Below are 13,330 nucleotides of genomic sequence, written 5' to 3' on the forward strand. Positions count from 1 at the left end.
TGGGCGCAGCGGCTTGGCCGCGCCCGGCAGGGGTCAGGGCATCAGGCTCTGGGCATTGTCCTGGGCGAAGCTGAGCACTTCGGTGACATCGCCATCACCAAGCACCGCTTCGACGACGGATTCCTTCATCATGGCCTCGGCCTGGCGGTAGTTCGGGCCGGGGAAGGCGACATTGGGGGTGAGGCGCGACAGCTGCTCCAGGTTCGGGCGGATCAGCGGGTGGCTCTGCGTCCACGGACCCAGGAATTCCGGATCGTCCACGATATCGAGGCGCAGCGGCAGGTAGCCGATCTTACTGGTGATGATCGTGTAGCCGTATTTCGAGGTGAGGAATTTCATCAGCTCGTAGGATGCCCGCTGCTTGACCGGGTCCTTGGAGAAGACATAGAGCGCACTGCCCGAATTGGTCGGCGCGGTCGGCTTGTCTCCAAAGCTCGGCATGGCGGCGACGCGGAGCTCCCAATTGCCCTCCGAAGCGGTGGAGAGGCTGTTTTGCACGGCACTGGTATAGAGGAACATGCCGAGCTGGCCCGCGGCCATGGCTTCGCTTGGATTGGTCGGGTCGAGCCGGGCATGTGCACCACTATCGACCATGTCGCGCAGCATCTGCACAGCCTCGATGCCCTCGGGATTGGCAAAGGTCAGCGTATTGCCATCGCGCACCTTGCCGCCATTGGACATCAGGATCGCCTGGTAGACGAAAGTGCCATCGGCCGGGCCATAAGCCCCGGGGAAGAAGCCTTCCGCGTCGGTCTTGGCTACGATGGCTTCGGCAGCTGCCTTGACCTCGGCCCAGGTCTTGGGCGGATTGTCAGGATCGAGACCCGCCTGCCGGAACAGGTCGGCATTGTAATAAAGGATCGGCGTCGAGAACGTGTAGGCAAGACCATAGGTCTTGTCGTCGATCTTGCCCAGGTCCAGACCACGCGGGAGCATGCCGTCGGCGAGCGCGGCATAGCCATCAGCGCCCGTCATATCTTCCAGCGCGTTGGCGCCCAGATCACTGGCAATGTAGTAAAGGTCGCGGAACACCAATTGGGCCACATCCGGCTGCCGGCCTGCGGCCATATCGGCCTGGAGCCGCGTAACGATTTCGTTGGACGGCACGCCAACGGTTTCGACCTTGATATTGGGGTTTTCTGCTTCGAACTTGGCCAGCAGCTCGCGCGTGGCATCTGCACCGGCGCTCGCAGTTGCCAGGTTGTAATTGTAGAAGGTGATGGTCACCGGTTCGGTAATGGCATCGGCCATCTGTGCGAAGGCCATGCCGGAAAGGGTGGTAAAGCCCAGGCTCGCGCCGGCCAGAAGCTTGAGGAAATTGCGTTTGATCATGGCGATTGTCCTTGGGGAGGGATCAGCTTGCAGCGGCCTCGGCGAGAGCCGATTCCTGCTTTTGCCGGAGCAGCTTGAGGTCGTAGCGATTGAGTTCGGCCCGGGTCTGGGGCAAGGGCACCAGTGCCATAGTAAGGCCGGAGCGGCGGATGGTGCCGATGCCGAACGAGGCGCCTTCCACCATGCGCAGCACATCAGAGGTCAGGATGTCGGTCGCCGCATGCTGGCCCATGCCGACGATAACGGGAATTCCGTACCACACCGAGAAACGGTCATGGTGGATATGGCCGGAAAGTATGCCCAACACATTGCGACCCTTGAGCAGTTCGGCCAGCTTTTGCGACTGGCTGAACTCGATCGTGCGCCAATGATCCCAGGGCGGCGTATCGCCGAGCGCGGGGGCGTGGTGCGCCACGATCAGCTTGGGCAGGTCGGGATTGGCGGCGAGTGCCGCTTCCAACCAGGCGAATTGTTCCGGCTCGATAGAACCACCGATCTGGCCGGGAGTGCTGGTATCGAGCGTGATGACATGCACGCCCCCGATCACCTGTTCATGGTCATAGGGCATATCGAGATCGACGTTTCGATCCAGCATGCCCTGGTAAAAGCCGGGGCGGGTGTCGTGATTGCCCAGCGCGTAGACTACGGGTAGATCGGTGGCCGACATGATCGATCTGAGCTGGCGATAGCTGCCGACGTCGCCGCGATTGGTGAGGTCGCCGCTGGCGATGATGAATTTGGGCGCCTGCTCCATGCTGCCGATCAGCTCAAGCACGCGGGTCAGCGTCGCCGCGGTGTCGCTGAACAGATGATCGTCGGCAACCGCTGGATTGCCGACATGCAGGTCGGTGATGTGGATGAAACTGGTCTCGCCCATCGGCCATGCTCCCTTTGCTGGGACACGACCTATGCCGGTCTCGTCTCAGTGACGTGACGAGTTTGGAACAGTGTTTGAATGCGTGGGAGGCGCGGTGAACATGGGCGCTGTCGCAGCCACGACTTGAGCCAGCACGACATTAGGATCGCTCAGGTCAAGCCTGTGGTCGGTCAGCTCATCCGTCCGCTGCCGGCTGCGCGTCATCTGCGAGCGCACCCCCAAAAGGCACGAGATGCGAAAGCCGATGTCCACGTCGCTCAGCCAGGGCGCGATCTTGCGAAAATGCGGGATGAACAGGCGATGGTGGTCGATATCCTCGACCATCGGCCGGAAAATCTCGGGATGATCGCTCGATTGGGCAATCGTGGTCATATGCCTGAGCACGCTATAGCTCGAGCGTGGATCCAGGCTCCAGCGGATCGAGGGACCGATCAGCGCCACGATAATGTGCTCGACCGGCGCAGGGGCAGGGTGCGCGCGCTGTACCGCGGCCTGCAGCAAGGCCAGGCGCTCGGCATTGAGCCTGAGATAGACCCGTTCGGCAGCCGAGAAGATCAACTGCTCGACACTGCCGAAATGATAGCTGACCGCACCAATGCTGGTGCCCGCGCGCTGCGCTATGCTGCGCACGGTCACGACTTCGGGGTGAGTGGCCGCCTTCAGCAGCTCCTCGCAGGCGCTGCGAAGCCGGTCGGGTGTTGTGCTTTTAGCCATATTGCGCTGCATGAAGGCACTATGTCCCAGCCCCGTGACGGCATGGTGACCCTCCGGCCCAGATGCTGTTGCGCCTGAACAATTGAACTTGGCAGGGACTTCCCGGTGGGCATGGGCTGCCGACGCCTACTGCCGACGGCCTCGGTGCTCGCCCTGACGGCACCATCCATTGCCCCGCTCATGCCGTGCAAGCGGCAAGCGTGCCGCCTGGGTTGTGGCGAAATGTCGGGCTCCGCGGGCGCCGCTAGCGTCGTGGCTCGTAGCGTAGCGCGACGGCGCCTGAGCTGAGCTCCTTGCGGTCAACGAGCTTCAACTCGATATATTTTGCGAGCCCGGCGAACAAGGTGGGACCGTGACCGGCAAGTCTGGGTTGCACCACGAATTCGTATTCATCGATCAGGCCGAGCTCTGCCAGCGCCATCGGCAGCTTCACGCCGCCCGTGAACAACGCCTTGCCCGGTTGCTGCTTGAGCTGCTGGACGGCCTCGCTCAAATTGTCGCTCAGCAGCTCCGCGTTCCAGCCGACCTGGCCGAGCGTGCTTGAAACGACGTATTTCTTCATCGCGTCGATGGTCCGCGCGAAAGGTTCGGTCCAGTCGGGCGGCGTCATGGTTCGCGTCTCCAGGCGCCACGCCGCTTCCATCATCTGGTAGGTGACGCGACCAAAGAGCAGCGCATCGGCCCGGCCAATGGTTTCGGTGGCGTGCAGATGGGTGGCCCGCAGCATCATCTCCTGCAGCGCCGGGTCCGAAGGGATGGCGCTGTGGTCGACGCAGCCATCGAGGGTGACGTTGATGGAGTAGATGAGGGGTCGCATCACGGTCGCTCCTTTGTCGCTGGTCCTGCTGGGGGTAAGATCGAACCGTTGCAGCTGGCCTGTGTCAAGCCGCTGCACCAGGAGCGTGCCCGCGTTTCGCGGCTGACAAGATGGTTTGCCCGGGGCTGGCGCATTTAATCCGCTTTGATCCTCCCCCAGACCAATTTGGTGCGCACGCGATATGTCAGCCAGCCGGCACTGGCATGGGGGCGCAGGATTTGCTCGAGCTCGCGGTCAAAGTCCGGGAGCCGGGCGCCGAGCTTTGAGGGGGCAAATGTATCGCGCGAATGCTGGCAGGCAATGAACGCGTCCACGGTCTGCTCAAACGGGGCGGAGACGAAATACTCTTCGCCCTTGATGTCGAGGTGCGCGGCGTAACGATCCCATTGCCGCGGTTTGCCAACGGGGTCGAACGGCTCGCCCGTGACCGCCAGCACCCAGCGCTCCAGGAAGTTGACCCAATCTGCGCGCCATGGCGGTTCGAACGCGTCGTCGCCCGCAACCACCGCCACGACATGGCCGGGACGTCCATGCGCCACGAGGCGGGAAAACAGCCGCTCGTGATCCATCCAGTGGATGCTCGCCGCCGCGACCGTCAGGTCGAACCTCCGGTCCGCGATCGGAAAGTCCTCGGCAAAGCCTTCTACCCATTCGATATTGGGTGCATCGCCGTCCGGCATGGATCGGCCGAGCGCGATCATGGCCCGGGAAGGATCGACGGCGGTTACCCGCTCGAAGTGCCGGGCCATGGGGCGCGAGATTTTCCCTGGGCCGCAGCCGATATCGAGCAGGGCCGTGCGGGCTGGCGCGATCTCAAGGAGCCTTTGGAACAAAGCATGCGGATAGGGCGGCCGAAAGACGTAGTTTTCGACGACGTTCGCTTCTTCAAAGGAAGCCCCGGCGCGCATGTTCATGAGACCCCGAATTTTGGTGCCGCACTCTTATCCTGTCCATATCAGCTTGATGACACAAGGCCCGGCCCGTTCACCGCTGGTCTGGATGCAGGAATGCGGCAAGGAACGTCGCCACCGCGGCTTCGGCGTGGCGGTGGATTTCAGCCTGGCTTGGCAGCGCCGCGTCGCCCAGCATCATGACGCGGTTGACTGGGTCGGCCATGACCAGCCAGTTGAACTGGGATGCCGCCATGCTGGCATCGGAGAATTGCAGCAGATTTTTTGCGGCCAATTGTTCGAAAGCGGCGCCCATGGCCTCGACCGCTCGGGCCGGGCCGCGGGCATAAAGCTGCCTGGCGAGTTCGGGGAAGCGCTGGGCCTCGGCAATCACCAGCCGGCGCAATTGCATCAGGCCGGGCGTCAGCACGATGGCGAGCTGGCGCACGGCATAATCCAGCAGATAGGCCTCAAGCTGGGCGCGGTTCTCCACCTTGGGCAGGCCCTGATGCACCGCGATATCGGCCTCGCCCATCATCTGGCCCATCACCGCAATGAACAGCGCCTCCTTGCTGGTGAAATGCTTGTAGACGGTCTGCTTGGACACCCCGGAGCGGCTGGCGATTTCGTCCATGCTGGCGCCGGCATAGCCCGTGCTCAGAAAGACTTCGGCCGCCGCGCCGACAATGGCCGCCTGCTTGCGCTCCGAGCGCGTGCCGGCCGGGATCTCGCTGTCTGCTATCGGCATTGTCGCACTCCATCGCCAAATCCTGCTTGACACAATCAAACTGTACCGTCTAGTTTTTATTTACGGAACCAAACCGTCTAGTTTGATTGTGGAGGAGGGGCCATGGCCATGAATACGACCCAGTTGAGTTGCGCCTGCGGAGCCGTGCGCCTCGAGGTGCGCGGCACGCCTATCATCAGCACAGAATGCCACTGCACCAGTTGCAGCGAGGCAGGCAAAAGGCTCGGAGCGCTCGATCTGCCGCAGCCTATTCTCACGCCGCAGGGCGGTACGCGCTATGTGCTCTACCGCAAGGACCGGGTCAGCGTTCTCGCCGGCGCCGACAATCTCAGCGCATTCCGCCTCGGTCCCGACGCGACGACGCGGCGGGTGCTGGCCTCCTGCTGCAACACGCCGCTGTTTCTGGAATTCAAAGGCGGCCATTGGCTCAGCCTCTACGGCAATCTGTGGCCATCCGGCGAACTGCCGCCGCTGCAGCTGCGCACCATGATCCAGGACGCCCCCGACCGCTCAAGCGTGCCGGACGACGTGCCCTCGGGAGCCCTCGCCACCGCCGGTTTCTACCGCAAGTTGCTGGTGGCGTGGATCGCCATGGGCTTCAAGGTTCCCCAGATCGTGGTCAACGGCGCTATCGACGCCTGAGGACCACGCAGGGCTATTCGCCGAACACCAGCACCTGCAGCCGCGGCAGCAGCGGCCGCACGGCGTCGGCATAAGCCCGCCCGCTCTCGCGCGCTACCCGTGCCGCGGCGATTTCGGGCTCGAGATCGGCGCGGATAGCGGCTTTTTGTTCGGCGGACAGGCTGGTGCTGGCGTCCAGCTGCGCCAGCGGCCCGGCAAAGATGGCGTCGAATTCGGGCTCCGGAATGCTCGCCATGAAGCCGGTCAGCACCGCGTCATGGGCGGTGATCCAGCTGTCGTGGTCAAAGCCCGCGGCGGGGATCAGCTCGCCGTTCTGGGTATCATAGTCAAACAATTCGCCGCCTCCGCCATAATAAATGGGCTCGCCGCTGATGGCGGCCACTTGCTCCATAATGCCCACGACAATTTCGGCTTCCCGCTGGTCGAGGGTCCAGCCCGGTCCGGTCAAAGCCAGCACCGCAAAGAAGCCCAGCGATACCGATCTGAACATTGTGATCATCGCGCGCATCCTCAAAATACCGCTTTGAGGCCAAGGCTGCCGCCAATGCTGGCATCCTGGCCACGGGTTGCCGCATTGACCGATAGCGAAAGGCCGACATTGTCGCTCAGTTTGTGATCGAGATCGGCGCCGATCCGCAGCCAGGTCTGGCCCTGCTGGCCGCCGCCCATGCTGAAGTCGAACAGCCCGATCACATTGCCGTTGGCTGCCGCCCCATCCCCGACACGGTGGGCGACTTCCAAAGTCGTGCTCAGCGCGGTGCTGGCCGAGAATTCGGTCACCGCCGTCAGGCCCAGCCGCGCCTCATAGGAGGTCAGCGATTGTCCGTCGAAGCGAGCGGGGAAGGGGCCACCGCTTTCGACGAAACCATCAATATCGGTGCGCCCGGCCGCGATGGAGGCCCATGGGTTGAGCGTGGTATTGCCGATGGTGGCCGCTTCCAGCCAGTCGGCACGCAGCCGGATGACGCCGCTGCCCAGATCGGTCTGGCCGTCGGAATAGGCCGTCGCCGCGCCATTGCTATAGCCGCGATGCAGCTCGGCCTGCCAGCCGCCCAGCATGCCGGTGAGCGAGAACAGCAAGGGCGTGCCATCGGGCTGCCAATCCACTTCCCCCAGCAGATATTGCCCCGACAGATCGCTGTGGCCGCCATGGGCCAGATCCTGCCAGGAATGGCTGGTGCCCACGCTGATGCCGGCGCGCACCGCGCCGCCGAACAGGTCGGTACAGGCGCCGATTTCGGCCAGGCCGAGCCCCGTGCCGCTATCGCCATGCCGGGCCAGATCGCCCGTCGCCCAGACGCAGGAGTCCTGCGACAGGCTTTTCTGGCTCAGCAGCGGCCGGTGATGGGCGCCATTAAACGGCAACCAGGCCAGAAACTGGCCGGCATTGGCAATCTGGGTGCTCGAAAACAGCGAGTGATGATACTCCTCGATGTCCATCAAACCACCGCCAGGGCCAGGTCCCGGGCCCGGACCGGGACCAGGACCAGGACCAGGACCAGGACCAGGATCGGGCGGAATGACCCGGGCGATATAGCCCCTGAATTCGCCATCCGGCGTGGACATCCGGCCCACGATGACATTGCCGTCGCCCGATACGTCGTTGGCGCTTATCAGGTGATCTGTTCCGATCGCGACTCCGGCGGCTTCCAGCCATTCGGAAACAGCGACCATCCCCGTCGCTTCGCTCCACCGGAACGCCGCATTTGTTCCGTCGGCGAGCACTGATTCTCCGACCACGGCGTCGCCGGTGCCCGAGAGGGCGTAGGCCCAACTGTGGTCGCCGCCCAGCGTCCCCAGATCGTACATCTGCACGTTGGCGGCCACCCCACCGGTGGCTCCTTCGACCCAGCGAAAGGCGTGGTAGTCACCGTTGTCGTCGTGGCTGTATCCCACCGCCACATTGCCGTTGTCGGAGATATCCGACCCGAAGGCGTAGTCACCGCCCGTGCCGGTCAGGGTGCCCAATCCCATGACGTCGCCGTTGCCATTTTCGATGTCGTCGATATCCCAGCGTATGGGTTGCCAGCCATCGGCACCGTTCTCGCTGCCGATTACATAGCGACCGTCGCGGGAGATACCCTCGACATAGTGATCCGTCGCGAGATTGCTGAGTTCCTGCAGCTGATACATCTGCGCGTTGCCGGCAACACCGGTCGTGGCACCATTGATCCAGACAAAACCCCGAATGTCGGCATCGGCACGGCTGGCGCGGCCGACAACAATATTGCCGTCACCGGACACGTCATAGGCCCAGCTTCGATTGCCGCCGAGTGTGCCGATATATTCGATGCCTTCAGTGGCGCTCCAGCGGAACGCTCCCGGTACAGCTAAAGCGGTATTGTAGCCAACGACCACCGAAGCATCGTCCGAAATGCCGGTGGCGTAAGAACTGGAGAAGACATCCGTATCGAGATCAACCGGCTCGCCGTCCGGCCCCCATAGCGTTGCCCGGGCCAAGCCCGACGACTCTTTGTGCCATTGCCCGATCACATGGGTGCCCGCCCGGTTGATACCGGACAAAAAGGCGCCTCCCGGGCTCGGTTCGACCGAATAGACGTAATCGATGCGGCTTTGCGCCTCGGTGCGCGGCATCCCGATCAGTACACCGGTCCCGGCGATTGCCACCAGCGCTGTGCCACGCCGCAACGCGGCCAGCCGTTTCCGTCTCGTCTTCATCCCCTGCAGCCCCTTGCCCTCGCTCCCAAATCGGGGAGCCTCAAGGCTGCGGTAGTTGCCCGCGCGCCCGCGATCAACGCGGGGAACGCTGCAGCATAACATTTGCCGTCCCGCATAATCGGCGCAGGGCAGGCGACACCCCGATCTGCCTCCCTCCCCTTGAGGGGGGCGTTTGCCCGGGACTCATACCAACCACGGTGTCATTCCGGCGCAGGCCGGAATCCATGCTGTGTTCTCCCCGCGCATGGGGTGCTCGGATAGCCTTCAGCATGGATCCCGGCCTGCGCCGGGATGACACCGCATTCTTAAAAGCGTCTGGCGTGAACACCCCCCGAAAGAGAGAGGATTGGAGCGCGGCGATCAGAAAGCCGAAGGTCGATTTCTGCCTAGCGGTCGCTCTCGCGGACGCGGCGGTAATAGCCGGGCGGCACGCCGAAGCGGCGGCGGAAGGCGGTGACGAAATTGCTCGCCTGATTATAGCCCAGCTCCCAGGCCAATTGCTTGAGCGGCAGGGTGGAGCCGGCCTCCAGCGCCGCCCGGGCGGCATCCAGCCGGGCATCGCGCAGATAGTCGAAAATGGTGGTGCCGAACAGCAGCCGGAAGCTGCGGTTCAGTCGCCTTGGCGTCATGCCCACCGCAGCGGCGAGGCTCGCCAGGTCCGGCGGGTCGCGCAGGTCGGCCAATAGCCGCTCGCGCGCTTCGCGCACCCGGCGCAGTTCAGGCCCCAGCGGCATGGCGAGACCGGTGCGCATTTCACCCAGAATATCGAATTGATGGGCCAGCAATTCGAGCACCTTGGCCTGCCGGTAGATATGGGCCATGGCCCCGCCATAAGCGGGCCGCAGCAGGGCCTGCGCCAGCGTGCGCATGGGCGCGGGCAGCGGCGCCGTCGCCGCCATGTCGTTGCGCTTGCCGCTCAGGGCCTCGCGCACCGCCGGCGGCAGGTCATTCTCGGCGCCCAGGAAATCGAGCGCCTCTTCTTCCAGCCGAATGGCCACGGCCTGCCAATCGCCTTGCGCCCGCACGTCATAGACGACCCGGCGCTCGATCGGCGTCAGCGAAAAGAACCGGCCCTCCTCGCGCCAGCTCTGCTCGTCGCAGCCCTCCATGGCCACCGTGCCGGCCCCACCCAGCATGCCGCCCAGCACCATTTGGCCGGTATTGGACACGCCCTCCATGGCAATGCGAAAGGCGCTGCTGCCATCGGTTCCGGCGCGATAGAGCAGGATGCCGGGGAACATCTGCTTTTGTTCCATGAAGGCCCGCACCGGCCCGGCGGCGAAATTGATCCGCTCGTGCCGGCCGAAATCATGCCTCCACCTGCTATCGCCACTGGCAAACAGCCAATCCTGCATCCACCCGCCCCCAGAAGGTCAATCCGCGCCCCAAGCCTTTGCCGCATGGCGCGCGGGCCTACACCAATAACGGCTTATGCGATTGTGCCATTTATTATGCGCAAAGGCACGTCTGGACTGTGGGATGTTAATCCTGCTGCAGCCGGAACACGGATTCCCGCTCGATCAGCTTGGGCACGATCATGACGCGCTGGGGCGGCAATTGGCGGCGGGAACTGTTCATGCGTTCGAGCAGCAGGCGGAAAGCGGCTATGCCCATGTCCTCGCCTGGCAGGCGAATGGTGGTGAGAGGCGGGGAAATCTGCAGCGCCGCGGCGAAATCGCCATAGCCGATAATGGAAATATCCTCGGGCACCTTGTAGCCGAGCCGGTGCAGCTCGGAGATGACATGCACGGCCAGCCCGTCATGCGAACAGAACAGGGCCGTGGGGCGATCTCCCTCGTCCAGCAAGGTCTTGAAAGCGGTGGCAAAGCCTTCTTCGCCATATTGGATTTCATGCACCCGCGCGCCCGGGCAACCCACATAGGCTTCGTTCAGACCGAACAGGCGCTCCATGCGGCCGCGCAGCACGCGCGTGCCATGCACGAAGCCGACAATGCGGTGGCCCCGCTCGCGTAGATATTGGCCGATGGCGCTGCCGGCCTCGTGGTCGGCGCCGGTAACCTGGTCGACCGGATCGAGGGGGGACACCCAGCCCAGCCGCACCACCGGCTTGCGGGTGCGCCGGAGTGCGGCCAGGGTTTCCTCGCCATGCTGGCCGACCAGCACCATGCCCGCGCTGGCCCTGGCGACGTTCTCGATCTGCTCAGCGCTGCGCGTCCAATGCAGTTGCACTTCATAGCCCGACAGGGCGGCTTCGGACTGGATGCCGTTCTGCATCTGCATCCACAGTTCGCTGTTTACCGGGTCATGATCGTGAAAGACGATGTGGATCGCGGCGCGCGGCGCGGCGCCCGCACCCTTGAAATAGCCCAGCTCCACCGCCTTGCTGCGCACCAGCGCACGGGTCTGCTCGCTGACGCCAACCTTGCCGGACAAAGCGCGCGAGACGGCGAATTTGGAAATGCCCAATTGGTCGGCGATGGCCTGAAGGGTGATTTTGCTCACGGATGCCTTCCTAAGATTTGTTAGGTAATAGCATGCCGCTTATTTATTGCAAGTTGCGAAAGTTGCGTCATAAATTATGATTATATATCAATATGATATAGGAAATTTGTAAGAACAAAAAATTCTTGAACGAAGGTTATTGACCTAACAGACGCAACTTTGCACGTTATCGTTATTCCAGAATAAGCGCTCGAAAAGAGTGTCGCGGATGAGGAGGAAAACGATGACCAGGATTTCCCGCAGAACCTTTCTGGCCGCCAGCGGTGCGGCGCTTGTCTTACCCGCCATGCCCAGTTTCGCCCAGGCTGCGGCGAAGGAGGCGCCGGCCCTTGCTGAGGCCGTGGCAGCCGGCACATTGCCGCCCGTGACCGAGCGGCTGCCCCTCAATCCCATGGTGGTCGAGCCCTTCGAGGGCGTTGGCCGTTATGGCGGGGATTTGCGGACGGCTTTGGTGGGCGGCGGCTCGCTCAACATGATGCATCGCTACCAGGGCTATGAGCCGCTGGTGCGCTACACGCCCGATTTCCTGGGCGTCATCCCCAATGTCGCGGAAAGCTTCGAGGCCAGCGCCGACGCCTCGGCCTATACGTTCAAGCTGCGCGAAGGCCATAAATGGTCCGATGGGCAGCCCTTCACCACCGATGACATCATGTTCTTCTATGAAGACGTGATGCTCAACGAGGAGCTGACGCCGTCCCCGCAGGGCCATCTGCGCTCCCCCGATGGCACCCAGGCCAAGTTTGAAAAGGTCGATGCCACCACGTTCCGCATCGTCTTCAGCCAGCCCAATGGCCTGCTGCCGCTGCGCCTGGCCTGGGCCAATGACGACCGCACCACGCGCACGCCGCGCCATTATCTCGAGCAGTTCCACATCAAGTACAATCCCGATGCAGACCAGATCGCGCGGGATCAGGGCATGACCGGCTGGGTGCAGCTGTTCCAGATCAAGAGCGGCATCGCCGTCGATGGCGAAATCTTCAAGAACAAGGAGATGCCGACCCTTTATGGCTGGACCGTCACCCAGCCCATCGGCGAGTCAGCCGAATTCGCCATCGCCCAGCGCAATCCCTATTATTTCAAGGTCGACAGCGAGGGCAATCAGTTGCCCTATCTCGATCGCATCACCTATGCCGTGGCTGCCGACAATGAAGTGCTGTTGCTGAAAACGCTGCAGGGCGAGATCGACCTGATCGATCAGTGGATCTGCACCCCCGCCAACCGGGCCGTGCTCTATGACGGGCAGGAAACCGGCCAATATGGTTTTTACACCACCACCTCGACCGAGCCCAACGAGATGGTGTTCCAGCTCAACCTGACCCACAAGGATCCGGTCAAGCGCGCGCTGTTCCAGAACAAGAATTTCCGCGCCGGCCTGTCCCACGCCATCGATCGCCAGGCGGTGATCGATACGGTCTTCATCGGCCAGGGCGCGCCCGCCCAGCCTTCGGTGCGGCCGGAAGACCCGCTCTACAATGAGCAATTGGCCACCCAATATACCGCGTTCGACCTTGCCAAGGCCAATGAGTTGCTCGACAGCGTCGTCCCCAACAAGGACGGCGAGGGCTATCGGCTCGACGAGAACGGCAATCGCATCACGCTGATCTTCGAGATCGACCAGGTCCGCCAGACCTTTGTCGACAGTTTCCAGCTCGTGCTGCCGATGATCCGCGCTGCCGGCATCGATGCGCAGATGCGCACCATGGATCGCTCGCTGTGGGAAGTCCGCGTCCGCCAGGGCGGGGAATACGATGCCACCGTGCACAAGTTCGGCGGCAATGGCGGCATCGTCGCCATTCTCGATCCGCGCTATTTCTTCCCCAATACGACCGAGGCCATGTACGCCAAGGGCTGGCAGATCTGGTACAATGATCCGTCCTCGCCCGATGCGGTCGAGCCGCCGGCGGCCACCAAGCGCCAGTTCGAAGCCTATAACGAATTGCGCCAGACCAGCGACACTGCCAAGCAGCAGGAGCTCATGAAGGAGATCCTGCAGATCGCCGCGGACGAATTCTACGTCTTCGGCGTCACCCTGCCGCTCGATGGCTATGGCATCGTCGCCAACCGGCTCAAGAACGTTGCGCCGTCCATGCCCAATTCCTGGGGCTACCCGACGCCGGCGCCGACCAATCCCGAGCAATATTACATCAGCTGACCCCAGCCATCCGCCG

The 13,330-nt window shown here is 63.1% G+C and carries 12 protein-coding genes; 2 read left to right on the forward strand and 10 right to left on the reverse strand.

Translation table 11 applies throughout. The features are described 5' to 3' along the window. Window positions 1-33: 33 nt before the first annotated feature. The 6 genes from ACI3KW_RS13535 to ACI3KW_RS13560 all read right to left on the reverse strand — a co-directional run bounded on the left by ACI3KW_RS13535 (window position 34) and on the right by ACI3KW_RS13560 (window position 5,378). Window positions 34-1,332 carry an ABC transporter substrate-binding protein gene (locus ACI3KW_RS13535; protein WP_404848510.1) on the reverse strand — a complete coding sequence of 433 codons (1,299 nt, stop codon included), beginning with the start codon at window positions 1,330-1,332 and terminating at the stop codon, window positions 34-36. Window positions 1,333-1,354: 22 nt separating this feature from the next. Beyond that, the gene (locus ACI3KW_RS13540; protein ID WP_404848511.1) at window positions 1,355-2,209 is read right to left on the reverse strand and encodes a metallophosphoesterase; all 855 of its coding nucleotides are present in this window, start codon (window positions 2,207-2,209) and stop codon (window positions 1,355-1,357) included. A gap of 45 nt (window positions 2,210-2,254) precedes the next feature. Further along, window positions 2,255-2,923 carry a TetR/AcrR family transcriptional regulator gene (locus tag ACI3KW_RS13545; protein ID WP_404848512.1) on the reverse strand — a complete coding sequence of 223 codons (669 nt, stop codon included), beginning with the start codon at window positions 2,921-2,923 and terminating at the stop codon, window positions 2,255-2,257. Between the two features lie 244 nt (window positions 2,924-3,167). Continuing rightward, complete coding sequence (locus tag ACI3KW_RS13550; RefSeq protein WP_404848513.1) at window positions 3,168-3,740, reverse strand: dihydrofolate reductase family protein; 573 nt, start codon at window positions 3,738-3,740, stop codon at window positions 3,168-3,170. A 134-nt stretch (window positions 3,741-3,874) separates the two neighbouring features. Beyond that, the gene (locus ACI3KW_RS13555; RefSeq protein WP_404848514.1) at window positions 3,875-4,654 is read right to left on the reverse strand and encodes a class I SAM-dependent methyltransferase; all 780 of its coding nucleotides are present in this window, start codon (window positions 4,652-4,654) and stop codon (window positions 3,875-3,877) included. A 70-nt stretch (window positions 4,655-4,724) separates the two neighbouring features. Continuing rightward, the gene (locus ACI3KW_RS13560; RefSeq protein WP_404848515.1) at window positions 4,725-5,378 is read right to left on the reverse strand and encodes a TetR/AcrR family transcriptional regulator; all 654 of its coding nucleotides are present in this window, start codon (window positions 5,376-5,378) and stop codon (window positions 4,725-4,727) included. A gap of 102 nt (window positions 5,379-5,480) precedes the next feature. Between ACI3KW_RS13560 and ACI3KW_RS13565 the strand changes: the two genes are divergently transcribed. After that, complete coding sequence (locus ACI3KW_RS13565; RefSeq protein WP_404848516.1) at window positions 5,481-6,020, forward strand: GFA family protein; 540 nt, start codon at window positions 5,481-5,483, stop codon at window positions 6,018-6,020. A gap of 13 nt (window positions 6,021-6,033) precedes the next feature. On the opposite strand, the gene ACI3KW_RS13570 is transcribed toward ACI3KW_RS13565, so the two are convergent. The 4 genes from ACI3KW_RS13570 to ACI3KW_RS13585 form a co-directional block, all read right to left on the reverse strand. Then, window positions 6,034-6,519, reverse strand: a complete 486-nt coding sequence (locus tag ACI3KW_RS13570; protein WP_404848517.1) for a hypothetical protein — start codon at window positions 6,517-6,519, stop codon at window positions 6,034-6,036. 11 nt (window positions 6,520-6,530) lie between these two features. Then, complete coding sequence (locus ACI3KW_RS13575; RefSeq protein ID WP_404848518.1) at window positions 6,531-8,699, reverse strand: autotransporter domain-containing protein; 2,169 nt, start codon at window positions 8,697-8,699, stop codon at window positions 6,531-6,533. Window positions 8,700-9,085: 386 nt separating this feature from the next. Then, a complete protein-coding gene (locus ACI3KW_RS13580; protein WP_262171597.1) occupies window positions 9,086-10,054 on the reverse strand; it encodes an AraC family transcriptional regulator in 969 nt (322 codons plus the stop codon). A 127-nt stretch (window positions 10,055-10,181) separates the two neighbouring features. Beyond that, window positions 10,182-11,162, reverse strand: coding sequence for a LacI family DNA-binding transcriptional regulator (locus ACI3KW_RS13585; RefSeq protein WP_404848519.1), 981 nt, complete (start codon window positions 11,160-11,162; stop codon window positions 10,182-10,184). Between the two features lie 223 nt (window positions 11,163-11,385). Here ACI3KW_RS13585 and ACI3KW_RS13590 point away from each other — a divergent pair, with 223 nt between their 5' ends. Beyond that, the gene (locus ACI3KW_RS13590) at window positions 11,386-13,314 is read left to right on the forward strand and encodes an ABC transporter substrate-binding protein (protein ID WP_404848520.1); all 1,929 of its coding nucleotides are present in this window, start codon (window positions 11,386-11,388) and stop codon (window positions 13,312-13,314) included. Window positions 13,315-13,330 lie beyond the last annotated feature (16 nt).

The organism is Devosia sp. ZW T5_3 (assembly GCF_044987315.1).
Lineage (GTDB): Bacteria > Pseudomonadota > Alphaproteobacteria > Rhizobiales > Devosiaceae > Devosia.